Source organism: Nitrospirota bacterium, from assembly GCA_016178585.1.
Classification (GTDB): Bacteria; Nitrospirota; Nitrospiria; order JACQBW01; family JACQBW01; genus JACOTA01.
The window spans coordinates 26668-52051 of record JACOTA010000018.1 but is presented as its reverse complement, the minus strand read 5'-3'; the positions used below and the strand labels follow the sequence as shown (position 1 = coordinate 52051).

Genomic DNA, 25384 nt, shown 5'->3' with positions numbered 1-25384 from the left:
TTCCACCTGAAGATATTGCATTACAAGAGCCGCAGAAAGCGCAAGACCAACGGTTCAAACAGGAGGATAAAAACCGCGGGAAAGATACAACCGAGAAGAGGGATTAACATTTTCACCGGCATCTGGTAGGCCCGTTTTTCAGCCAGTTGAAACCGGGTGGTTTTCATTTCATCCGACAATTGACGGAGGGTTTTGGTCAACGGGCTTCCGGTTTGATCGGTTTGAATAAATGCCAGGATCACCGAATGAATCTCCGGAAGGTCGATTCGGCCGGAAAATTCCCTCCACGCTTCAGAACGGCTTTTACCCATCTGAACCTGTTGAAGCATCGTTTCCAACTCTTCCTTTAAAGGGCCTTGTTTTGAGTTTTGAAGAATTTTCTGTAAAACAGCTGAATAATCGAGCCCTGCTTCCACCCCCAGCACCATCAAATCGAGATAAAAGGAAAAATCCCTGACCATGTTTTTTTGCCGGGACCGAACGGCGGTGTTTAACTTCACAACAGGAAAAATGAATCCCAGACCAAAAAAGATTAAAACGTAAAACAAAACCCCGCTCCAATCAGGCCAGCTCCCGGATAAAAGAACCAGGCTTAAATTTCCCGCCATTATCAATCCAGTCCCGCTGATGACTTGAATCCATATAAACTCCCGCGGCTCAAATCGCCATCGGGCGGTCGTCATCTTTCGCCGGAGATAGGCGAGATAAGGGGTGACTTGAGGAAAAGGATCCCATGAATAAAATCGGGATGTTTTAATCCGCTCCAGGTTAAATTTGAATTGAGCTTGAAACAAATGATTGGTCAGCCAGGCGACGGAGATAAAAATTAAAAAATCAAGGAGAAGGGGCAACACGATTTAAGCCTCCCCCTGAACAATTCTTTTTATCAGGAAAAATCCGGACATTTCCAGCAGAAGAATCGCAAAAAGTCCGATCCCTCCGGACAGGCTGGTCCAAAAGGGGGTCATTAGCCCGGGGTCAATGAGAAACAGGACAACCCCTAACAAAAACGGGAGACATCCGACCACCCACCCCTGCATTTTCCCCTGCGCGGTCAAGGCGTCAATTTTTCCTTTTAACCGTTTTCTTTCCTCGATAGTCCGCTCCAACCGTTCCAAAACAGAGGTTAATGATCCTCCCGCTTCATTTGAAAGAATAATAGCTGACACCACCAGGCTGATCTCTTCCAAATTCAGCCGGCGGTCCAAATATTTAAAACTCTCTTCAAAACTCTCTCCCATTTTAATTTTCTTTAATACCAGACCAAGCTCCTGCGAAAGAGGCGGCGGAATCTCCTGCACAGCCTTTTTCATCGCCTCCGATACGCTTAACCCGGCGCGAAGCGCACCCAAAATCATTTTAAGAAAATCTGGAATTTGCCGTTCTATTTCCTTTAATCTTTTTTGGGAAATAGCGCGAATGACTTTTTTAGGCAGGTGATAGCCCCCTATCCCAAAAAAGAGGGCGCCCAGTAATCCGGCTCTCCATGAAAGACTCACTCCCAAAAAAAAACCTAAAAAAAGAAACCCAATGGTAGAAAGGGTATAAATAACCGCCGCCTGACTTTCGGTAAGAAACAAAAACTGTTCATCTAGAGAAGAAACCGTTTCGGTTATAACTTTCATTCGGTATTTTTGATAAAAAGGGAGAGCTTTAATGCAGAAAAAAAAAGCTCCAGAGGAAACGGCTGAAAACAGGATGAGTGAAAGAAAAAGGTTAATCACGCGCAGGGTCCTAAGCCGGGTGTTTTCCTTTTTTTGTTTTCTTCTTCTTTGCCGGCGCCTTTTTTACCGGTTTTTTTACAGGTTTTTTCTTAAGAGATTCAATCTGCTTTTTAAGAGAACTATTTTCATTCTGAAGAGAAGCGGTTTTCTCCTTGATTTGTTCGTTTTCTTTTTTAAATTGATCCACTTCATTGAGAAGCGACTTGTTTTCTTCGGTCATTTTTTCAAACTGCTGTTTGAGCTTTGTATTTTCTTCTTTTAACTTTTTCGATTCACAACCCGATATTAAGGGAAGAAATACGACTAACAATAAAACTAAAAAGAACGATGATTTTCTCATTTAAATGACCTTTCTTATTTATATTCGATTCTTAAATGATGGTCTCTTAAAAAGTCTGTGACGGACTTTGGAATGGTCGTCCTTAGACCGTGACGGACTTTGGAATGGTCGTAGTTAGACCGAAAAAAGGGACAGCTTATCATGTTAAAGGTCGTCATTGCGAACGAAGTGAAGCAATCTCGTTGCTTAGCTGACATAAAAAAGGGATTGCTTCGTCGCTCCGCTCCTCGCAATGACACATTACTTATTACGTTTGCTATAGATTCCCGCTTTCGCGGGAATGACGACTTTTTACGAGACCATAAAATAATTTATTTTAGATTTTGTCATAAAGAAATTTATTTATCAACGTCAAAAAAAAAGCACGGTAAAGATACCGTGCTTTTTTGCTGTAAGCTGTATTTTGATCATTCCGGTCTAAGGACGACCATTCCAAAGTCCGTCACGGTCTAAGGACGACCATTCCAAAGTCCGTCACGGTCTAAGGACGACCATTCCAAAGTCCGTCAAAAAAACTATTTCGCCGCTGGCGCAGCTTCTTTCATTTCTTCTTTCTTTTCTTCTTTTTTAGCTTTTTTTTGGGCTTTTTTCTTCTTCATTTTCTTTACAGTTTTTGAAGAAGCTTCAGCCTTAGGAGTTTCTGATGCGGCCGGAGCAGCTGGAGCAGCGGCGTCAGCGGCAAAGGTCACTGTACCGAAAGCAACCAACATCATCATGGCAATAACCAAAGAGTAGATTTTTTTCATTTATTTTCACCCCCTTCCAGGTTTATTTTATTAGTTAAACTCGAAGTAGTATGAGTGCAATAATAATACCATTAAAAAAAATAGATCGTAAAAATAATTTTATTATATTTTTCAAATAGTTATAAAAATAAAACCCTTAGCCATGTCCTTATGAACACCTGTTATAAGGTAGTTTATACCCTAAATAAGGTATGTTTAAAAAATTGTAAGGAATCACACCCAAGAGATAGAAAGTTGTCATTGCGAACAAAGTGAAGCAATCTCAAAACTTTACGGTAAGATTGCCACGCACCCTTCGGTGCTCGCAATGACATGATCAATAAATGAATGCGCCGTCTATCTCTCTTGAGTCACTCCTCACGACCGTTTTTCTTAAGATCGAACTTGTCCAGCCGGTACTGCAGGGTCTTATACGAAAGTCCGAGCATTTTTGCGGCTTTCGCGATAACCCAGTCACTTTTCTCCATCGCTTTAATCAGGAGCTGTTTTTCAAACGCTTCCATTGAAAACCCTTCCGGAGGAAGATCAAAATCAATTTCACTTAAGGGATGGCCGGCCCTTCTGATTTCAAGGGGAAGGTCTTCGAGCCCGATGACTTCCGAATCACATAAGAGAATGGTTCTTTCCATGACACCCTCCAGCTGTCTTACATTTCCGGGCCATGAATAATTCAGGAGCGTTTGAAACGCTTCCTTCGAGAGGCTTTTAATATTCTTTCCCGTCTGCTTGTTGAACTTTTTGAGGAAATGTTCGACCAGTTTTGGAATATCCGAACCCCGCTCTCTTAAGGGGGGCAGATGGATCGAAATAATATTGAGCCGGTAAAAAAGATCCTCCCGGAAGGCCCCTTTTTTAATTTCCTGGGGGAGATTCTTGTTGGTCGCGGCAATCACGCGAACATCGATTTTGACATCCTCTTTTCCACCGATCCGCTTAATCTCCTTTTCCTGCAAAGCTCGAAGCAGTTTGGCCTGGATCGGATGGCCCAAATCTCCGATTTCATCGAGGAAAAGGGTCCCTTTGCCGGCCGCTTCAAAAAGACCAATCTCTTTTCCGACCGCGCCGGTAAAAGAGCCCTTTTCGTGGCCGAACAGCTCATTTTCAATCAAGCTTTCGGGAATCGCCGCGCAATTAATGGCCCGGAACGGCCCGTTTTTCCGGGTACTGTTAAAATGGATGGCCCTCGCGATCAATTCCTTGCCTGTGCCGCTTTCCCCATAAATTAATATCGTGCTGCTGCTGGCCGCGATCTTTTGAACGATCTTGAATATCTCCTGCATGGCGGGGTGCGTTCCGATGATATTCTGGAGCGTAAACTTTTCTCCCAACTGCTGGCGGAGGTTTTTGTTTTCCCTTAACAAACGGATCCGCTCAAACGCCCTTTGAATGGAAATGAGAAGCTCCGTCTTATCGAGCGGTTTAGTCAGATAGTCAAACGCCCCTTTTTTCATCGCTTCTACGGCGGAATCAATCGTCCCGTGCGCGGTCATGATGATGACGGAGGCATTCGGATTCATCCGGAACAGAGCATCGACGCCGCTTAACTCCGTCGTATCGGGCAATTTTAAATCGGTCAAAACAAGATCGGCCTCTCCGTTCTTATAAATTCTTAAACCCTCCTGGCTGTGTGATGCCGTCTCGACCTTATACCCTTCCTGTTCCAGGATAATTTTCAGGATATCCCGTTGAGGCTTTTCATCGTCGATGACCAGAATCGTCTCACCTTTCGCCATTCGACTCAGGGACCCGTGCGGTTTCACTTCGTAAAATCCTCCGATGCCCCCGAACCCCTCGCTCGGCCTGGCCAAGCCAGTTCCTCGCTTCCCGCTTCAGGAACCATCTCGTAATTCAATGGCAACGTCATTAAAACTTTTGTGCCTTTTTCAGGGCTTGAGCTGATCTCTATTGTGCCGTGGTGTTCTTCAATAATGCGTCTGGTGAGGGCCAGCCCGAGGCCGATTCCAAGTTGTTTGGTGGTAAAATAGGGCTGGAAAACTTTCTTTAAATTCTCCGGGCTAATCCCCTGACCGGTATCGGTAATTTCGAGGATCACCTCTTCAGGTCGTTCGGTCATTCGTATCGACAGGGTTCCACCTGTTGGCATTGCCTGAAGGCCATTCGCGACGACGTTCATCAGGCAGGTTTTAATTTTTTCTTCATCACCGTCAATCAAAGGGGTGTCCTCCGGAACATAGCTGATCTCGATTCCCTGTTCAATCGCTTTTTGATTGGCTAAATTGAGCACCTCTTTCAACAAAAGGTTCAGATTCACCTGTTTGATATCGAGTTTTAATGGACGGCCGTATTTTAAAAAGTTTTCGACCATATGGTTGAGACGAAAGGTTTCGGATTTGATGCTGGTCATCAGGTCGCCCATTTTTTTTTGTTCTTCCGGAGAGGCATGACCGATTTTTTCTTTGAGATGATCAATACTCAGGGAAATAAAGTTAAGCGGATTCCGAATCTCATGCGCGATCCCCGATGCGAATTGCCCCAGCGCCGTCAAATGTTCGGTTTCACGAAGCCTCTCTTCGAGGACCCTGTTCTGCCGTAATTTTTCAATCATTTCGTTAAAACTGTGCGTTAACTGGTTGATTTCGTCATCCCCTTTTCTGACAGGGATCGTCTGGCTTAAATCGCCCCTGGCGACTTTTTTCGCGGCTCCCATGATTTGATAAATAGGCCGGGTGTAGCGCCACGAGAGAAAAATCGAAACCATGATCCCGACTGAAAAGACGATCAGGGTTGCCACCAGACGGTCCAAATAGTGGGATTCAATCAGCTTTTCATAATCGTCAAAAACCATGCTGATATGAGCGTACCCCAGCTGTTCGCCTTCAACCACGATCGGGACAAGAAGATTATAGGCCTTCTGAGTGGGAGAAGGAAGCTGATCTCCCAGTTTCGCGGTAATCAACAAATCCTTTCGTTTGGGATCAATTTTTGCCCCCACCCGTTTTGGATTTGAACTGGCAATGACCTCTTTTTCGTTGCTGACAATCGATATTTCCTTTACACCCCTTTTTTCGAGCCGCTTGACGTAATCCTGCAGCCGCTTCTCCGTCGTCCGTTCCGGGCTGGTCAGTTCTTCCACGCTCACTGAAATGGCGTTTGACAACTCGTTGATATGATCTTCCATTTCTTTTACCAGCGCCTGTTCCGTGCGGGCATAAAGATAAAACGACGCTCCCAGCGATAAAAAGGATAAAAACAGCATGATGAGAACTAATTTTGACGTTAAAGTTAACCTGATTTTCAAATTTATCCTTATCGGGCAGGCACATCCTGCTTCGACACAAGGGCAGGCACGGGGACCTGCCCCTACGTATGATTTTCTATTTTTATCTTGCCCTGCCTGATGATCTTGATGGTCCCTCCGGTCACGTCGGCCACGGTAGAGGGTTCGGAAACCAGAGTTCCTCCATCCAGGATTAAATCGACCTGGTTCCCAAAATATTTTTCGGCTTCCGAAGCGTTTTGACAGGGAGGTTCATGAGACCGATTGGCGCTGGTGGCGGTAATCGGGCTTTTTAAAAAAGAGAGGAGACGCTGGACAAGCCTGGAATCGGGGCATCGGATTCCTATTTTTCCGGTATTTCCGGTCAGTCGCGGGGAAAGACTTTCCGAAGCGTCGAAGATTAACGTCAGCGGTCCCGGCCAGAACCGGTCGATAAGCTCTCGCCCCGCGGGGGGAACCTTTTTAACAAGAGGAAATAGATCAGAAGGCTTTTCGATCAGTATTAAAATGGGGCTCCCGCTGTCCCTTTTTTTGATCAAGAAAACCCTATCGATTGCTCTATCATTGTAAATGTCCACGCCGATCCCGTAAAGCGTGTCAGTTGGAAAAACGATTATTTTGCCTTCCTTGACCCGGAGCGCGGCCTCCTTTAAAACAGGATCGGGGTCCTCCCGATTAATTTTTACGATTTCTGTCATGAAGAATTTTGGCTTTTTGTTCCACTTCCCTGGCCATATCCTCTTTATATTGAGCCAGTTTTTTTTCCAGCTCCGGATATTTTCTGGCCAGAACTTGCGCGGCAAAAATTCCCGCGTTTTTAGCTCCCGCTTTTCCAATCGCCATGGCCGCCACCGGAACCCCTCCCGGCATCTGGACGGTCGATAAGAGGGCATCCATTCCCTGAAGGGAGGAAGAATCGATTGGAACACCGACCACGGGTAACGTGGTCAAAGAAGCGACGACGCCGGCCAGATGGGCCGCCCCGCCCGCCCCGACGATAAAGACTTCGACTCCGTTCTCGTTTGCTGATTTTACAACGTGATGCGTCCGTTCGGGAGAACGGTGGGCGGAGGTGACCATCAGATCATAGGGAACGTTAAACTGGCTCAACATTTTAGCGGCCTCTTCCATAACGGGCAGGTCATTGGGACTTCCCATTAAAATCGCAACCAACGGCTTTTTTTTAGTCATATCCATCCTTTTTGATTCATTACAACATTCCTTTCTATTGCAGGGCAGGCACGGAGACCTGCCCCTACGTAATATATTTCATTGTATATGATACTCAAGCGTTCTGCCACATCTGGGTTACCCAGGGTCCTTCCACAATTTCGTCCCTCTTTTTAAGCATCAACTCGTGCAGGGTTTTTTCAAGCTTTTCTTTTTTTTCCGCCAGAATACCCGAAAGAATGAGCCCGCCCTCCGGAAGAAGCGCGCCCTGAAGCTCACGGCTTACGAGGATTAAATCTTCCGCCGTTAAATTGGCCAGGATTAAGTCATACGCGTTTCGATCTGCCTGAAAAATAGACCCCAGCCTTATTCGGATATGGCGATGGACCTGATTTAAAAGGAAAGAATTCCGCATCGACTCTACGGCGTCGCCGTCGATATCCGCCGCCACAATATAGCCGGCTCCTAAACGAGCGGCGGCAATTGCCAGAATACCCGAACCGGATCCCAGGTCCAACACTTTCAGTTGAACAGGATCAGGATGCGCGGAGAGAATCCGGTCGAGAAAGACCAGGCAGTTCCGGGTGGTCGGATGGGTCCCGGTTCCAAAACCCAGGCCGGGATCGATGAGAATAACCTTTTCCTCATTCGTTTTTGGGGTATATGACTCCCAGGGGGGGGAAATGGTTAAACGGGGAGTGACATTGATCGGTTTAAAAAACTTTTTCCATTCGGCGTTCCAGTCTTCATAGGGATGTGTTTGGACGACAACAGCTCCAGACTCAACCTTAACCCCTTCCCGACGGAATTCGAGGAAAAATATGGCGATTTGTTTTTCCACCTGTGAGAGAGAAAAAACCAAAGGATTAAAATATGCCTTGACCTTCCTCTCATCGACCCAGGTTCCCGAGGCACCTCTTTCAATAAGATATGAAGAAAGGGTTTCCTGAAAATTAAGGTCAACTTCGACGGAAACCTCCAGATATTCTTTATGTGCCAGGTCCATGGAGACTCCCTCGTGTAAGGGCAGGCACGGGGACCTGCCCCTACGAATGAATCAAAAAGAAAATATATTATGTAGGGGCAGGTCCCCGTGCCTGCCCTTCCGGATTTTCTTCATCTATATTCCAATTTAAAGGATTATCATGGATATATTGCCGGATGCGATTTAAACTCTCTTCATTTCGGATAACATGTTCATAGTAATTTCGTTGCCATAATTTTTTATGAAAAGGGGGCCAGCCGGTTTGTATGACACCCTGGAGATAATGAGTCGTTGTCAATGATTTAAACCGTTGTATTATATCCGACAAAGATAACAAGGATAATGCAGGAGAAATTTCCTCTGGTTGCCTTTTTTTAATATGCAATTCAGGGCAGGCACGGGGACCTGCCCCTACAGTTAAAATAATAATGCCATGAACGTGATTGGGCATTACCACAAATTGGTCAACATCAACCCCCGGATAATGCCGTGGCAATTCGTTCCAGGAAGTCAGAATCATTTCTCCCGCATCATTAAGGTGTCTTTGATCATTTACCACCTTACCAAACAAACATTCCCGATTTTGGGTGCATATTGTAATGAAATAAGCGCCCGTTTGAGCATAATCAAATCCCTTTAACCTTAAGGAATGGCGTTTGTGGATATCTGGATTATATGTCATATCGAATCATGTATTCAGGGCAGGCACGGGGACCTGCCCCTACGTAATATATGTCCGGGCGTCTTCGACATAATTTTTGGCGGAGAGGGTCAGAAAGGCCTTTTCTTCCGGCGTTAACGGACGTTTCGGCTTTGCCGGCACGCCGAATGCAAGCATCCCCGCCGGAATCACACTCCCCTCTGAAACCAGAGAGCCGGCTCCGATAAAAGCGCCATCTTCCACCACCGCGCCATCCATCACCACCGCCCCCATGCCGATCAGGCATAAATTCCCGATGGTACAACCATGAAGAATCACCCTGTGGCCAACAGTGACATTGTTTCCGATTTTCAAAGGATGGGTTTTCCGGGTAACGTGGAGCATCGACAGGTCCTGGATATTGGTGTTGGAGCCGATACGAATAAAATGAACATCTCCACGAACCACCGTATTAAACCAGACGCTGGAACTCTCTCCGATTTCCACATCCCCGATGATAACCGCTCCGGGGGCAATAAAAACGGACGAAGGTACTATTGGACAAATCCCCTGATAAGGAATAATCATAGGTGCAGACTACCCCAACCGTATTTAATCTCGTTGCCTGTCATTGCGAGCGCCAGCGAAGCAATCTCATAACACCCGTATGGAAAATAGATTGCTTCGCTTTGCTCGCAATGACAGCACTTCGTCGAAAAATCCTCCTCGCAATGACACCCCCTCACTTTTACAGATCATAAAGCAATTCGGTGAGAGATTCAATTTTAATATAATCTTTTCCCGGCTTAAAGAGGTGGTGGCGGTCAATCAGGACGGCCTGGAGGCCTGCTTTCAATGCCCCTTCAACGTCATCCGAAAGACTGTCTCCGACATGAAGGGCTTCAGAGGGTCTGATCTGGTGCGCGTCTACCGCTCTTTTAAAAATAACCGGATGGGGTTTCGGAGCGCCCGTTTCACTCGAAAGGGTCATTGAATCGAGGAGATGAGCGATACCCAACGCTTTGGTCACTTCGTAAACCCGTGTGTCAAAATTGGTAATCAACCCAAGCGAATACCCTTTCTTTTTTAAACTGGACAAAACTTCAATCGTTTCGGGAAAAAGCTCCCACCCCTGACTCCCTTTAAAAACAGTGTAAACCTCCTGAAAATAAGAGTCAAAAGAAGGGATCATCCCGACTTCCGTGAAGACCTGTTTGACCACCGTGCGCCACCAATTCTTTTCAATTTTTATTCGCTCGGACGGGGAAATATCCTGAGAAATCACAGCAGGAGGAGATTTTTTAAAACCGTTAAAAAAAGCCTCGTCAATCGCCTCTTTTGAAGCTCGCGACCCATATTTCCTGGCAATCTTTAAATAGATGTCTCCAACCGAACCCCTTGTTTTAAAAAGGGTTTCAGCCGCGTCAAAAAATATGACTTTAACCGGCAATTTTATCATTCGCGCCGCTCCCGGCCTTTCGGAGTCAATCCAGCAGAATCTCGGAGACGGTTCCCCTCCAGATCGCCAACCGCCATTCCAGGGCAACCTTTTGTTCCAGATAATCCGCCGGATTATAATCATCGGTAAGGACTAACCCCGCTTCATCTTTTAAATGGACTTCTCCGGAAAAAAGTTTTCCGGAGGAAGCAATCAAAGGGTCCAGAGGCCGGTTCGAAGCCAGCATGATATAATTCGTGAAATTATCTCTGGAAGAAACAGTTAAAAGCGCTCTGTGGGGAAATTTTTGTTGCAGGGTTTTATAAATCGATTGGGTAAACTCCGAACCCTCGCCGGTAAAAAGTCCGATGGTGTTCATCACCAGAATGCCGTCGTCCGTCAAACTGTTCCTTACCTGTTCAAAACACTCCTGACTCAATAAATAAAAAGGAGACGATTCTCCCGCGAAAACGTCCAGAACAATGTAGTCATATTTTTTTTTGTTCCCATTTAAAAAATGACGGGCATCTTCGAGAATGAGATTAAACCGTTCGGGATGAAATTCAAAAAATTTTTGAGCGACGACCGGCATTCGGGGATCGATTTCGACAATATCAATCGAATCACCCGAATGATACCCCGATTCCGGAATGATCCCCCCTCCCAATCCGATGACGGCTCCATTGAGAAACCTGGTGGTCGATTGCTCCCGGTAAGCTTTTAGAACCTCTTCAATCATCGCTGTGTAAGGAGCTTTGGATTGATGGAGGTCTATCTGATAGGCGGTCTGAATCGCCCCGTCGACCATCAACAGATGCGTGTTTAGATCATTGAGAACCTTTAACTGGCCGTAATAACTTTCTGATTTAAAAATAATTTTCCCGGCCTGAGTTCTTTGAGAAAAATAAATCATCAAGACTCCGCTGATGAAAATGACCGAAAGACAGCCCAGCGCCGGCATCCAGTTTTTGGTTTTCATAAAGTGAATTGCCGGCAAAATAGAAAGGGAAATAGAAATAACAAATAAAATATTTTTCAGCCCCAGATTGGGAATCAGCCAGAAACCCACCAACAATGTTCCCATGATCCCGCCAAGGGTGGAAAGCGCATACAAATTTCCGGCAATCTTTCCCGCCCGATCTATTTCCCTGAGAGAAAGTTTTAAGGAAAACGGGGCCACCATTCCCAATAAGGTCAGGGGAACGGTGAAAAGGGTAAAAGCGGTCGTTAAACATCCCAACCGCGGGCCGAACGAGGTCATCGCGAGAGAAACCGGCTTTTGAATCAACGGAATCACCATGACAAAAAATCCCGAAACCAGGATCAGAAGATAAAAAAGATCCCGGTTTTGATAACGGTCTGAGAGAATTCCCCCAATCCAGTACCCCAGAGAGAGCGAAATCAAGGTAACCGTAATGAGCGAGGTCCAGATGAATAAGGAGATCCCAAAATAGGGGCTCAGGATTCGTGATCCCAGCACTTCAAGGACAAGCACGATCATCCCGCAAATAAAGATAGTCAGCAGCAATAAAACAAAATCAGCGCGGTTTTGACCAGAAGGCATTAATGACTCCTAACTATTTCCATGTTTTAAGCTATTCCAAGAGAGAGATAGGATTTACAATCCCTTGTTTTGCCTGTCATCGCGAGCACCCGCAGGGTGCGTGGCGATCTCGGTTCAAAACGGCTAGATTGCTTCGCCTTCGGCTCGCAATGACAAACTATGGTGTCATTGCGAGAAGGTTTTTTTCGACGAAGCAATCTTTTTTTCCATGCGGATGTTGTGAGATTGCTTCGCTTTGCTCGCAATGACACATTTATCGTTGTTCTTGGGGCTATTTTTGAAGTTTAATCAAAAATGAGCTTTTTGCATCAATATCAACGTTAAAACCGGCATTGACAGGATCAGAAAACGTCCCGATGCCTGTTCCCAAAAATGAAATAGAAACCCCTTCCACAAATCTTCCGATCTGGTTTCCCACGGGATTGATCGTCTTTCCGGAAAATTGAATTTTTCGAAAATCGGGCGGAACGGCGGAGATATTCCCAAAAGTGGCGCTTCCCGCGTAAGAAGTCATGAACCGGTTTCCTGAAGCCCCCCCTGTCGCGTGAACATTGGTAAATCCCGGAGGCACATTAAAAACCAAAAATTCCCCCGACGGCCCTGTGACTGACAGGGAAGGATCCACGTTCCCGGCGCTGTTCAGATATCGAACGCCTCCCACACCGTTTCCGTTTAAATCCGAGGCGGCCAGTCGAACCCCCGGCAAAGGAACTTCAATCCCCGCCAAAAACGCCAGTTTTCCGGAGGTTTGAAAAACAACCAAATCCGTATACAGATCATCGTTGTAATCCGCCAGTACAAAATTCGCCGCGTTTTCACCCGGTCCTGCCGAATAAGGGGTTTCGGAAGTAAACGTTCCGTCTCCCAGGCCCGACAGGAGTGAAATTGTCCCGGAGGGAATTCCGGAAGGAATGATCGAAACGACAAGGTCTAATCTTCCGTCAAAGTCAATGTCATTCAACGCGATAAATTGAGGAGAACCGGATAAAGTTATGGGAGAATTCTTCGCGGGCGTAAAAATCCCTCCCCCTTTATTTAAAAGGATATTTAAAGAATTCGATCCCTGGTTTGCGATAATCAGATCATCTTTTCCGTCATTATTGATATCGTTCGACGCGATGGCAATGGGTGATTTTCCGATAAAGATGGGGCTGTTGGGAGCCGGTGTAAAGCCCCCGTTTCCCAATCCCAAGAAAATGGAGACTAAATTGGCGCCCGTATCGATAATGGCCAGATCAGGGTTGCCATCTCCATTGAAATCCCGGCTCAACATGGTCCCGGGTGAAATTCCCCCCAATGAAAGATAGATGGGAGGATTAAATCCCCCGGTTCCTGCCCCTTGAATCCAGGTCAACAAACGGTTTCCGGAATTGAGCACAACCAGATCGGTTTGTTGGTCTTTATTGAAATCCGCGACGGAGATCGCCACAGGACGAGATCCCGGAAGAAGGTGGATAACGCCTCCTGGAACAACATCCCCCCTTTTTGTCCCAAATAAGATGGTAATGGAATCATCATCGAAATTCGCCACGGCAAAATCCAGGATCCCGTCTTGATTGAAATCGGCGCTCTTAACCGAAACAGGGGTCGCGCGAGTATTACAGCTTTGCCCCGGCAGTAAGCGGATGCCAGTCGGCATGCAGTAAGGAGATCCGGGGGTCGAAGTGAATGTTCCATCTCCGTTTCCCAGGAGAAGGGTCAAAGTCTGATCGGTACTATTGATAACAGCCAAATCCACTTCGTTATCATCGTCAAATAAACCGGTTGACACCCTTTGCTGAGAGAGATTCAATAGAGGAGCCGAATTAAACCCTGACACGGGATACCCGGAGAGTTGAACGGGAGGTTTGAACCCTGAAGTGATGACTTTTCCTCCCAACGTGCCATTGGTCGAATCCCAGAGAAGGGGGGGAATTCCTTTTGACGCCTGGGCCTGAAGGGTCGCCGCATGAACAGTTTTTAATCGTAAATCCGAACGATTGGCGTCGATGGTTTCAATTGAACTATACGTATCAATCCCGTCGGGCTGTGACGATTTTGCTTTTACAACAAAACGGCTAAACGTCTCGAAAGGCTGAGAAAACGTTCCGTCCGTCGCAGACTTAAATCGGGTTTTTTCTCCCCTGACAGTCAAAGTCACACCACCCACCGGGGTTTTGTCCAGTTCTTCCGTTATCCCTGAAACCTGAATGAATGGAGGGGGGCTATTATTGACCTGAAGGTCAGACAGAACAACGCCGTTGGCATACATATCCATTAAGATATTACCCGAATCATCCGGGGAGACCACTCGAATCTGAGTCAACCCCGGCGGGAGATTAAATATCATATACCTCCCGTTTTTTGATGAAAACCGGGAGAGGGTTGGAAGACCCAAAGAATCAAAATAACGGACATCCCCCACCACATTACCGGAAAGATCGGTTGCTTCCAGAGTGATTCCCTCCGTTCCGCGGTGGCTGACATTGTCATAAATAATCCCCGTTAAAATCCCTCTCGTGGAATCAAAGGCAGAGGGGAGGCCTGCCGCGCTCAAATATTGACTCATAAGGGTGACCGGAAAAAGAACCAGGTTTTTAAAAGAAGAATCCACTTTGATATTCTGGTAGGTATCGATAAAAAAATCCCGGCTGACCTTCAACGTATAATGGGTTTGATCCAGGAAAACATTCGAATTCAAAGGAAAATTAAAATTCCCTGAAATATCAGCCACCCCGTAAGAGTTAGACTGGCCAAGCGCATAAGTCCGCGCAAAACTCACGGGTATATTACTGTCCGAGGCAACCACCTTTCCGCTGACAGATTGATAAAAATAATTTTGTCCTAATGTTATTTTATTCATTTTAATATTTTTTTTCGTCGCGCCTCCCGGGAAAATTTCAACGGTTTCCCGTCCTGTAAAATAATCCAGGCCATCTTCCAGTTTTTCTTTTGCCGTGGCAGAAAGATGAACCACCCCGGGGGGAAGATTAAAGACCACAAAGGTGCCATCCGTCTTTCCCCTATAAATAGAAGGACAGGTATCCGCCGGATCACAGGGCAAGGTCTGAATATTAAACTGGGCGTCAAACCAGCTCACGTGAGTCCCATCGGAATCAAAAAAGAAAAAGGTAGGGGTATTGATTCCGGTCGATACATCGTGAGAGGTCCCCGGATAGTAAATTCTCGATACCCGGGTCACAGGATCAAAATTTAACAGATCGCCCGAATCGTTGGTCAAAAGAAGATAGGGATACTGTCTGATCGTGTCATCCTGATCGATCATAGATCCCACCAGAATTCCGGCTGAGGGATCGAGACCGGAATAGCCCGTCTGTTTTAGAAATCGCGTATTCCCTAAATAATCGGTTAAAACAGACCGGGAAAGAAAATAGAGATTTTGGGTTAAATCGACGCCGCCGCTATTACAGGGACCGAGGTTAATAGACGGCGGAGCGCAATTCGCGCCGGTACAAAAAGTCGGCGGAGGAACAATACAACTATTGAGGTCCGTTGCTATCTCCTGGTACGTCGGAAGGTAGCCCGACGCCGTTCCCTGAATTAAAAATTGGCTGTCAGACCCCAACCGGGGAAATCGATACCTCCCTCCGGAAGAAACTACTGAGAGGCCTTTTAAACCGACGGGAGAAAGAATCGCTCCGCTGATCTTTTCATTTCCCGGGTAACCTGACACGTCGCCCGTTATTCCGAAAAAGGGCGGGACAATGGGACGAACCGGGAGGGAAATGGTTGAAACGGAATCCAGAAATGAGGTCGCCACCGTATTGCCCCGGCCCCCTTTCACCGCCCTGATATAAACTTCTCCCGGCGGCGTATTCAGGACCGTAAATCCGCCGTTGTCACTTGTCCCTGCCGTGCTTGAAAAATCAGGAATTCCTCCCAGACTATTGTAAAAAAGATCCCCTATTTTATTCCCATTTAAGTCGGTGACTTCAAGGACGACATTGCTGATCGTACCGCCGGAAAAGGAAACCACGCTTCCGTTTATCGTGCCGGTTCCCGGGATCCTGGAAATGTTAGCGGCGTTAAAGAGATTATTCAGATCCCCCTGTGAAACAATCCCTAAAAAGGTATTCGCCCCGACAATCGGGGTAAATCCGGTGCCGAAACTAAACAAATAGGTCGTGGAATAGGGGACGTTCTTGTCGCCGGCCTGTCCACAGCAAAAAGGGAAATCGGAATTGGCGCAACCCGCCAGAAAAATAGAAATGAACAGTAAAATCCTTCTCATCGTCACTCTTTTATACTCAGGGGCCCGTGCGGCTTCACTTATTCATTTTATAATAAATCCCATCAATCTCAAAGAAAATTGGGATTTCCAAGCACAGCGATAAAATGTGTCATTGCGAGCAAAGCGAAGCAATCTCACAACATCCGCATGGAAAAAAAGATTGCTTCGTCGAAAAAAACCTCCTCGCAATGACACCCCATGTTTCCCGCCGGTTAAAAACTGTAAGTGACGTCAAATTCAAAACGGCTCTCATTCTTGAAAAATCCGACAAAATGAAATTCTCCCGGAAGGGGCCCTCCGATGTCCCCGATCATCAGGTCGAGTCCCGTAGAAAGCTTTAAATGGTCCGTCAGATTATATTCCACTTTCGGCCGGAGAAGGGTGTCATTATCCACCATAAAATAAAGGGCCAATAAAGAAGGAACGAGCCGGTCGTTTAAAAAAGGTTTTCTTCCAAAAAAGCTCAAAACCGTATCGTATTCTCTCTGAATAATCGTCGAATCGTACCGGAGAATTTTCTGTTGCTGCATCTGGACAGAGAGATCGGCGGAATAAAACGTAAAATCGATTCCCGCGGCATATTTGAAATAATTCCTTTTAAGTTCTCCAAAAATAAATTGACCGGGATTCGACGGGTCTGTTCCCTCACGCGTCCCGAAATATTTGTCCCGGACTAAAGCCCCCTCCGCGTTTAAAATAATAGAACCCAACGATTTTGAAAATGTCCCTCCAAACACCCGCACTTTGGTATATCGGGGCTGGAAATCGACCGTCGGAGAAACACCAAAACCGCCCAATCCGAAAACAGACCGGTAGGAGGCGGGAAAAGGATCCCACATATAATAATAGCTGGCGGATAAATCAACGCCGAACACCGTTTTTGAAACCCGGACTCCCCAGTCGGCATTCTGCGGGGTGCTTTCGGGAACGACCGTCCCGGATAAAATCTGGAACTGTTCAAACTGACTCGTCCGCGGCGCCGGCTTATGAAATTGTAAATCAGGGATATAAAGCCCTTCCACGGCATAATCACCCAGGTAAAGATCGGATTTAACCATCCAGCGTGGAATATAGCGGTCGGCAACTTCACGGAAGATAAACTCTTTAAAATCAAGGGGATTGATTTCATCCAGGATTCTCGCTCCCTCGACCACTCCCCACCGGACGATCTGTTTTCCGACGCGGAGGTCGAGAAAAGAAAGATGCGCGTCCAGATAAACTTCTCTGATCTCGGCCGCTTTATTTTCAATATCGACTCCTCTTAAGTTTCCGATCTCCGTCCCCGCGATCTGGCTCACGGAAGGGTTGTCTGTTAAAACCGTGCGCGGGCCGATAATCCTGCTGACGGAATCAATCTGTTCGAGATCGGGCGCAAGGTCATAATAAATCCTGGGGATGACCGTGATCTGAACCTTTGGAGAAAAAGTATAATGCGCTTCAATTCTGACGATGGACATGATTTTGGTAAAGACGACCGGCGTATATATCCGAAGGGCTGTTTCTTCACGAAAGTAACCGGTATAACTAAACAAGACCAGCGATAGACTTCGCACCCACTTATTAATCATGTCATTGCGAGCACCGAAGGGTGCGTGGCAATCTTATCGTAAAGTCTTGAGATTGCTTCACTTTGTTCGCAATGACAGCTTTCTAACTCTGTTCTTGGGCCTCAGTCGTTAAAATGAGTAAAAGAGGCTCAATCCAATCGTAACCTTTCGGTAACCCCCGTTAGACGAGGTCAGACCGTTACGGATATCATTGATGTCCCGATCAATTTTGACGGGCAAACTGGAAGAAATCATATGATAGCCCGCGGACCCGGAAAGCGAAATGTTTTTAAAAAGAAAATAGGAAAGAGCGCCGGAAAGATCCAGGGACTGATTTTTTCTAAAGACCTCTCCCCGGCCATCCTGCAAGGTTGAAGAGTCGGGATTTTTAAAATAAGTTTGCCCGTATCCAACGGTCAATGATCCGCTCAAATAATTGATTAAAGAAACAAAAAGGGGCTGGCGGTAGGTCACGGAACCATTCCAGGATACGTTGCTATCGTCTCTGGCTGCCACATCTCTGTTTTCAAGCCCGATCACGGTTGTTAAAGCTCCCGAAAAAAACCGGTCCTTCTGGAGAGTCCAGCTGATTCCCGACTGGATAGAATTTAAAAATGAATTGCCGGCGGAAACCGAGTAGGTATAGTCAACGTGGGTTATGACAAAATCAAACCAGCGGCCCGAGCTTTTGTTTTCCTGTAAATCCAATGAAAGTTGACTGTTCCAGCCTGAAATTCCGCCGCTTCCAAAATTAACCGACAGAGACGGGGCCAGAGAGAGATCAAACCCTTTCAGATCAACCCATTTGCTTTCAAAAGAAACCCGTTCACTATTCGTGAGAATCTGGGAATAGTAATAAACGGAATTAAACGAGCTGAAATTGGTCGAAAGCAAAAGCTTCAGCGACTTATAATGAAAATATTTCAAGCTGAGGCCGTAGGCGGTCGATCCATCTCCCACCGGGTCTGAATCAGAGCCGTTGGCGTTGCTGTCGAGGTTCAGGAGGGTTAAAGAGAGAGATCCCGACAGTCTCTTTTCATAAAAATCAATCCTCTGCCGGGTTAAAGAGGCTTCCGGAGAGGTTTTATTCACTTCGTAGCGGTTGGCGTTTTTAAAATTCTCGTAGGCCTCTTTAATTTTTCCTTTTTTCTCCTGGATGATTCCAAGATAAAAATAGGGCTTCGGCAAGTTGGGGCCTGTCCGGATCGCCTCCGCATAATCCTTTTCAGCCAGATCATCCCGTTTAATCGCCTCGTCATAGGTTCCGAGGTTATACCAGAAGTCGGCGTTTCCCAGAGCGAGTTCGGTCGCTTTGGTCAGAAGGGGCCCCGCCTCCTTGAATTTTCCGACGCTAAAGAGAAAAGAACCGATTACTGCATACCCTTTGGCTTCTTCATTGACGGCGATTTTCGTTTTCAACTCGGCCTCTTTTAACTTCGCTTCCTTCACCTCTTCATCTTCCGGTTTCCCCAGCTCGATCACCCGTTCATACTCCTTGAGAGAGGAGTCGGGCGCTCCCGCCAGATCATAGAGGACCGCCAGGCGGAAATGGGCGATCAGGAGATCGGGTTTTATTTCGATGGCTTTTTTAAAGACATATTCCGCGGAAACCAGATCGAACTTCTGAACATAGGCAAATCCGAGGTTATAGTAGTAATAGGGGTTATCCCGGTTCAATTTAATCGCGGACTCTAACTCCCGGACCATCTTTTCGACCAGGCTCGTTTTTTCATTCACGAAGTTCTCCGCGGAAAGGTTTTTTTTATTTTTTTCCAATTCATCCAGATTCTTTATCGTCCCGATCCCCGCGTTGAAATGCTCTTCCCCTTCGGCTTTTTGTTTTAAAGCGTCCAGCTCTTTTTTGGCCGTCTGAACCGGTTTTCCTTCTTTTCCCAGGGTTAAAACCGTTTCGAGCTCTTTCGCCCCTTTTTGATATTCTCCCCGGGCCCCCAACATTAAACCGAGCTGTAAATGGGCTTCCAGATGATCAGGATCGTAGGTCAAAAGCGTTCTCAGGGTCTTTTCGGCCTCCTGCCCCTGCTTTTGCGCCAATTGGATGAGCGACAAGGAATAAAGGGCACGGGTCTGGCCGGGAATGATCTCAAGCGCCTTCCGGTAATCTTTTTCAGCTTCTCCCCATTTTTCTTCTTGAAAATGCTTGTTCCCGCTCTTTAAATAAACCGCGACCTGTTCAGCTTTCTCTTTGGTCTCACCCAATTGACCGAGAAGCTTTTTCGCTTTCTCCACAATTTCAGACCCTTTTTTATCCAATTGACCGAGGCGTATCGCCTCTTGAAACTGAAAAATGGCCTTTTCATAATTTTCCCGGCTGGTTTCTATGATCCCCAGCTCGAGCCGGGGCGCGGGAAGGTCGGGCTGAAGGGCGGTCATTTTCTCGAAAACCTGGCGCGCTTCCTCAAGATCGAGGGAGGTCTCACGAAGGTCGATCAATCCGAGGTTTTCCAAAATCGTCATATTATCGGGCGACAGGGCTAACGCCTCGCGAAACTTTTTTCTTGCCCCCTCGTACTCCTCTTTTGTTTTAAGGTCGTTTCCTTCGGAGATCAATTTGCCGATTTTTAACCCGGTGGTCAGATCGTTACCCATCGCGGCAAGCTCTTTTTCAGCCTCTTCAATCTCTTTTTTAAAGGAGATCGCGTTGATCGATTTTTTTTCTAACTCTTTGACTTTGGTAAACGCTTCAAACGCCAATTTAATTTCTTTTTCCTGCAGGTAAATTTTCCCGAGGAGAAAATAAGCTCTTAAGAGATCGGGATCGATTTCGACCGTCTCTATAAATAGTTTTTTGGCCCTGGAGAACTCCTCCTTTTTATATAATATCGAGCCGAGCCCGAATTTGGCTTTTACATTTTTCGGGACGATCTGAAGAACGGTTTCATACTCTTTTTGAGATCCTTCCAGATCTTCTTTCTCATAAAGTTGAATCCCGTTTTTCATCCGTTTATCGACTTCGACCGCCGCCTCTCTTGAAGGCCCCATCTGGTCAAGCCTTTCCCTGGCTTTGGACACCTCTTCGAGTCCGGGTGTTTTACCTCCGATCTGCATAATCAATTGGAACTCTTCCCATGCCTCTCCGATTCTCCCCAACCCCTCGTCAATGTTTCCGATAAAGAGGTGAGCCAGAAGAATGTTAGGATCGATTGAAACAATTTTTTTAAAAAGTTCCAGAGATCGATCTGCCCTTCCCGTTTCGAACAAAAGAACCGCCGCGTTTTCAAGGGCTTCCAGATTCGCTGGAACCTGTTCCAGCGCCCTTTGATATTCTTTTAAAGCCTCTTCCTTTTTTTTATCTTTTAGAAAAGCCGCCCCTTTTCGGAGCAAGTCCGCCACGGAAAGAGCGATTTCAGGGGTTTCGCCTATCTGGGAAAGACGAAACCGGGAAATAGCCACATCGGTCGCAAACGCCTTGTTTTTGCTTTCCAGAGAGATCGCTTTCTGATAATTCAAGACGGCGCCGGAAAAATCTTTTTTCAGTTCAAAAACCTGCCCCAGCCCCCTAAAGGCAGGCGCGTAATCAGGCTCAATTTCAAGGGCCGCCCGAAACGATTTTTCCGCGGATTCAATCTTGTTTTTTTGAAGATAGACCAGCCCTAAACCAAAATGGGCCCGGTGCAATCTGGAATTAAGGGAGAGGGTAAATAAAAATTCTTTTTCCGCCGTGTCGATATCTCCGGAAAACAAAAATTGGGTCGCTTTATGCAAATGCCCTTCCGCGTTTTGTTTTGAACCAGGCTCGAGATTTTGAGAATAAGAAGGGAAACGAAATAAAAAGAAAAGGGTAAAAAAGAAAAAAAAACAAACCAGAAGAAAATGAGAAAAAGATCGAGTGCTCACTTAAACCATAATACCATAATTTCAGACAAAAAAAAGGGGAGAATCGGATTTTGCGATCTTATTTCCGATTCCCCCCTTTAAAAAATCAAGACTCCATTAATTCTAAACCACTGAATTTATGGAAGTCCTGCTCCTGTACCCACAGGGGCTGCGCCGATTAAGAGCGGAGCATTGTAGACGGTGATCGCTCCCGTAGGAGTGGGCACCGCAACTCCGGTACCCGGAGTGTTGGCATTGCGGAAATCCTGTCCATAGGAACCAAACGCACCTGAAGCGCTGTCCCCTACTGACTGTCTCACCACACCGCTATCCGCGGTGTAGCAGGTGCCCAGATATAAGGCCCCACCCGCGAGTGCGCAATCCGCGGGAAGATTATTTGCGGGATCGGCATTTCCTAAATAACCAACTGCTGTGGCACCATCCGGCACAAAACCAGCCCAATCGGAACCAGCGCCAGCAATAACTTGCTGACCTAACACCACATTACCCACTCCAACGTTGTCGACACCGCCGACACCTGGCGTTGCTTCCGTGGAGGTGTTTTGTGACAATCTCTGGTCGATATAGTCGCCATCGGAACCAGGAATTGCAGTGAGCGCATGATGAATCGTTCTCAGGCTCAGACGATTGGTCATCGCGTTTTCAACCGTTAAGGTCACATCCGCGACTCTACCCGCGGCCTGGGCAAAACCTGAAACCAGACCGGTTACGAACGTTCCCTGGTTAAAATCGGCAGTTCCCAGAGGCTCGGTATTAAAGGCACCCCCTTCTATACCACCTGTAGCCTCTCTCGCATCCACGAGGACGGCGGCCGGAGTCGGAACCCATTTCGGACAGGTCACCGCACCCACGATAAGACCGTTAGCACTCGGATTGTTACCGCACATTCCAAACAGCGCGTTACCAGCCGCGGTTGAAACCATATTATATCCTGACGTAGGCCCTACCCCTAATAAACCCGTCGCCGGATCAGCGATATAGACACCATTAACGGTATCAAAAGCCACCTGGGAAGGCATAGCTACAGTGCCAAACCCTGTTCCTGATGTTCCCACACCCGCAATTGTATCCGCCGCGAATGCCGCAGCAAGGGGGGAGGCACAGTTTGTTCCGCAACCATGAGCATATTCCGGCGTATCGAGAGTTGCCGTGTTAGTGGTGATCGTTGTGGCCGCGAAAGCGCCACCGGCAAAGACCATAATAGCGGCCATCGCCATCATAAAAATAGATTTTAGTTTCATATGTTTCTCCTTGTTAAGTTGAGTTGTGTTCATTAATAATTTTCGCATATTGTTTTCACCCCCTTTTCCATGCTTAGATTTTTGTTGTTCTACACCAAGAGCGACAAAGCCGCTTCTTGCTGTTTTCTTCGGCCTATCGCCAACCAAAAGAAACTGTTGTTGTCATTGCGAGCAAAGCGAAGCAATCTCATACGTAATACACATCAAGATGTGATAGATTGCTTCGTCACTCAAACCGTTCCTCGCAATGACACCTTCTCTCTCAAAAGCTATTTTGTGGTACACCCCGGCCCCTGACCCGTATTTGTGCCGGAGGTGTTGGTATAATTCATCAGCGCTCTTCCCGCGGAATCAAACATCTGTTTTCCTGTTACAAGGTCAAGAACCGGCTCTGTCGTAAACGTTCCCACACAGGTGGTCGTTTGAACCGCGCCTGCCACGAGGTCCTGGCGGGTCTGGATAAAATTTCCATTCGCCTGTCCTATCAGGTTTCCCGAGGAATCGGTCATCGACGTAATACTGAATTTATTGTTAAAGATATACCCGGCCTGGGATTGATTTTGATTAATTTCGGTTTGCAGTTGATTCACCCGGCTGGTTCCAGAAGGAGTGGAATTGATCCGGTTGATCACATTCTGAAAATCCCCCACTCCGGAAGAAACGGTCACATCCAAAAGCCCCACCTGGCTAAAACCCTGGGGAAGGTTTCTTCCAAACTGCGTGTCCGCCTGAGTTCCGCTGACCGTTTGAGGGAAAGAGGTATCGGGATGCGGATCAGTTTCTTTACGGCCCGGTAAAATCGGAGCCCGCCACGGAGTAAAATTGACCCGACTGGTCCCGGCAACGGTGGCCGTATCGGTCGCGTAAACCGGGAAAGAGATCAACATCGACAATAACGCGAAAAAAAGATTGCTTCGTCGAAAAACCCTTCTCGCAATGACACTCCGCCTGTCATTGCGAGCAAAGCGAAGCAATCTCTCTCTGCTCGGCTTGAAAAAAAAGATTGCTTCGTCGAAAAACCCTCCTCGCAATGACACTCCGCCTGTCATTGCGAGCAAAGCGAAGCAATCTAAGGTTGCTTCGCCGCTAATGCTTTTCGCAATAACACCCCGTTTGTCACTGCAATGGGTTGATCTGTTGAACTGTTGATTTGTTGAACTGTTCATTTTTTTCCTGTAAAGCAGGGGGGGACCCCCACCGGGTTCCCCCCTGCCATCCTGATCCGTTGATAAGAACCCATCTGCGGCGTTCTCGCCTTTCGGTCTCCTTCAACGTACCTACTCTGTACGCTTCAGTCGTCCTCAAGGCTGCGGCCTTGCAGCTGGGCACTTCTCAACGGCCAGGTTATTCTACGTTGAATAACTTACCCACCGATACTGATCATTGATTTTAACATTTTTTCTTCAGCAAACTGCTCCAGCATATGGCCTTCGGGTTTAATCTGAAGCGCCTGATCATATAAATCATCGAGCTCCTCATCGGAACAGTTTCTTCTTAAGGCTTCTCTGAAATTCACTTCGATATCCGAAAAGAGGCAAGGACGGAGCGAACCATCTGCCGTTAACCGTACCCGGTTACAGGTATCGCAGAAATGGTCGCTGATGGCATGAATGAATCCAACGACCCCTTTGCCGCCCGGGAGCTTGAAGTTATAGGCGGGGCCGGAGGTCCCCTCATTTCCACCCTTGTCTTCCATATTCATTTCAAGTTTGCCGAACTCGGCTTCGATCCTGGTCATCACCTCGTCCATCGGCATATATTTGGACTTCCAGTCATCGAAGTCGCCGCAGGGCATATATTCAATAAACCGGACATGAATATTCCGGTTTAAAGTCATTTTCACAAAATCGATGACTTCGTCGTCGTTACACCCTTTTTGGAGGACCATGTTTATTTTAAGAGGACTAAAACCAACCCGCTCTGCCTCTTCGATCCCTTCCCAGACTTTGCGGAAGCAGTTGCCCCGGGTCACTTCTTCAAACCGTTTGGGATTAAGCGAGTCCAGGCTGATATTCATTCTCCTCAAGCCGGCTTTATAAAGAGGTCCGGCCATGGTTTTGAGTAAAACCGCGTTGGTGGTCATGGCAAGGTCTTTTAATCCCCGTTCCCTTAAAGCGGCAACCTTGGCGATAAAATCAACGACTCCGCTCCTGACCAGAGGTTCTCCACCGGTAATTCTGATCTTTTTCAGCCCCCGAACGACGGCCCTTTCGATCAGCCGGTAAAACTCATCGAAGGACAGGATATTATCCTGCTGCATCCAGTTGACGCCATACGCCGGCATACAATAGGTACAGCGAAGATTACATCGATCGGTCACGGAGACCCGCATATAATTGACTGTTCTATTGAAGCTATCGACTAAAGGTAAAGGCTGGGACATCGGGGAAACCTCCTTCATGGGGGTATCTGTTGTTAAGTTCCGGCGTTCGGATAGGAGGACCGGATATTTAAATTTCAATTTTCTTCTTAATAAAAAGTTCTAAAAAACAATTCGCCCTTCGGGGCTTTTACTTACTTCGCCTAAAATATTGTGCAAGTTAGATACCAATCTGTTGCAAATCTGAACTACAGGGCTTTTAATTATAAGGTGTTGAATATACTATATTTTTTTTATTATTTTTCTTAATAATTTTTTATTTTTTTAGAAAAAACCTTACATATG

The 25384-nt window shown here is 46.7% G+C and carries 19 protein-coding genes; all 19 read right to left on the bottom strand.

All coding sequences use genetic code 11. The features are described 5' to 3' along the window. Positions 1-20: 20 nt before the first annotated feature. Positions 21-854, bottom strand: a complete 834-nt coding sequence (locus HYR79_03330; protein MBI1820721.1) for a type II secretion system F family protein — start codon at positions 852-854, stop codon at positions 21-23. A gap of 3 nt (positions 855-857) precedes the next feature. Next, positions 858-1625: a type II secretion system F family protein gene (locus HYR79_03325; GenBank protein MBI1820720.1), complete on the bottom strand. Its 768-nt coding sequence runs from the start codon at positions 1623-1625 to the stop codon at positions 858-860. A gap of 109 nt (positions 1626-1734) precedes the next feature. After that, positions 1735-2064 carry a hypothetical protein gene (locus HYR79_03320; protein MBI1820719.1) on the bottom strand — a complete coding sequence of 110 codons (330 nt, stop codon included), beginning with the start codon at positions 2062-2064 and terminating at the stop codon, positions 1735-1737. A 515-nt stretch (positions 2065-2579) separates the two neighbouring features. Beyond that, positions 2580-2810, bottom strand: a complete 231-nt coding sequence (locus tag HYR79_03315) for a hypothetical protein (GenBank protein MBI1820718.1) — start codon at positions 2808-2810, stop codon at positions 2580-2582. 350 nt (positions 2811-3160) lie between these two features. Further along, the gene (locus HYR79_03310; GenBank protein MBI1820717.1) at positions 3161-4543 is read right to left on the bottom strand and encodes a sigma-54-dependent Fis family transcriptional regulator; all 1383 of its coding nucleotides are present in this window, start codon (positions 4541-4543) and stop codon (positions 3161-3163) included. A 23-nt stretch (positions 4544-4566) separates the two neighbouring features. Then, on the bottom strand, positions 4567-6069 hold the full coding sequence (locus HYR79_03305; protein MBI1820716.1) for a HAMP domain-containing protein: 1503 nt from the start codon (positions 6067-6069) through the stop codon (positions 4567-4569). 62 nt (positions 6070-6131) lie between these two features. Further along, positions 6132-6746: a threonylcarbamoyl-AMP synthase gene (locus HYR79_03300; GenBank protein ID MBI1820715.1), complete on the bottom strand. Its 615-nt coding sequence runs from the start codon at positions 6744-6746 to the stop codon at positions 6132-6134. Further along, positions 6724-7239: a 5-(carboxyamino)imidazole ribonucleotide mutase gene (gene purE / locus HYR79_03295; GenBank protein MBI1820714.1), complete on the bottom strand. Its 516-nt coding sequence runs from the start codon at positions 7237-7239 to the stop codon at positions 6724-6726. The genes HYR79_03300 and purE overlap by 23 nt, the downstream gene beginning before the upstream one ends. 94 nt (positions 7240-7333) lie before the next feature. After that, positions 7334-8224: a 50S ribosomal protein L11 methyltransferase gene (locus HYR79_03290; GenBank protein ID MBI1820713.1), complete on the bottom strand. Its 891-nt coding sequence runs from the start codon at positions 8222-8224 to the stop codon at positions 7334-7336. 67 nt (positions 8225-8291) lie between these two features. Then, on the bottom strand, positions 8292-8885 hold the full coding sequence (locus HYR79_03285; GenBank protein MBI1820712.1) for a transposase: 594 nt from the start codon (positions 8883-8885) through the stop codon (positions 8292-8294). Between the two features lie 39 nt (positions 8886-8924). Beyond that, positions 8925-9431: a gamma carbonic anhydrase family protein gene (locus tag HYR79_03280; GenBank protein MBI1820711.1), complete on the bottom strand. Its 507-nt coding sequence runs from the start codon at positions 9429-9431 to the stop codon at positions 8925-8927. A 160-nt stretch (positions 9432-9591) separates the two neighbouring features. Next, complete coding sequence (locus tag HYR79_03275) at positions 9592-10302, bottom strand: HAD-IA family hydrolase (GenBank protein ID MBI1820710.1); 711 nt, start codon at positions 10300-10302, stop codon at positions 9592-9594. 25 nt (positions 10303-10327) lie between these two features. Next, complete coding sequence (locus HYR79_03270) at positions 10328-11845, bottom strand: fused MFS/spermidine synthase (protein ID MBI1820709.1); 1518 nt, start codon at positions 11843-11845, stop codon at positions 10328-10330. Between the two features lie 271 nt (positions 11846-12116). Next, a complete protein-coding gene (locus HYR79_03265; GenBank protein ID MBI1820708.1) occupies positions 12117-16076 on the bottom strand; it encodes a VCBS repeat-containing protein in 3960 nt (1319 codons plus the stop codon). A 212-nt stretch (positions 16077-16288) separates the two neighbouring features. Beyond that, positions 16289-17644 (bottom strand): hypothetical protein, encoded by a 1356-nt coding sequence (locus tag HYR79_03260; protein MBI1820707.1) that lies wholly within the window; start codon positions 17642-17644, stop codon positions 16289-16291. A gap of 108 nt (positions 17645-17752) precedes the next feature. Further along, on the bottom strand, positions 17753-21346 hold the full coding sequence (locus HYR79_03255; protein MBI1820706.1) for a tetratricopeptide repeat protein: 3594 nt from the start codon (positions 21344-21346) through the stop codon (positions 17753-17755). A 248-nt stretch (positions 21347-21594) separates the two neighbouring features. After that, entirely contained in the window at positions 21595-22719 is a 1125-nt protein-coding gene (locus HYR79_03250) for a hypothetical protein (protein MBI1820705.1), read from the bottom strand. Between the two features lie 269 nt (positions 22720-22988). Then, positions 22989-23606 (bottom strand): hypothetical protein, encoded by a 618-nt coding sequence (locus tag HYR79_03245; protein MBI1820704.1) that lies wholly within the window; start codon positions 23604-23606, stop codon positions 22989-22991. Between the two features lie 476 nt (positions 23607-24082). Next, a complete protein-coding gene (gene moaA / locus HYR79_03240; protein ID MBI1820703.1) occupies positions 24083-25102 on the bottom strand; it encodes a GTP 3',8-cyclase MoaA in 1020 nt (339 codons plus the stop codon). Between the last annotated feature and the right edge of the window lie 282 nt (positions 25103-25384).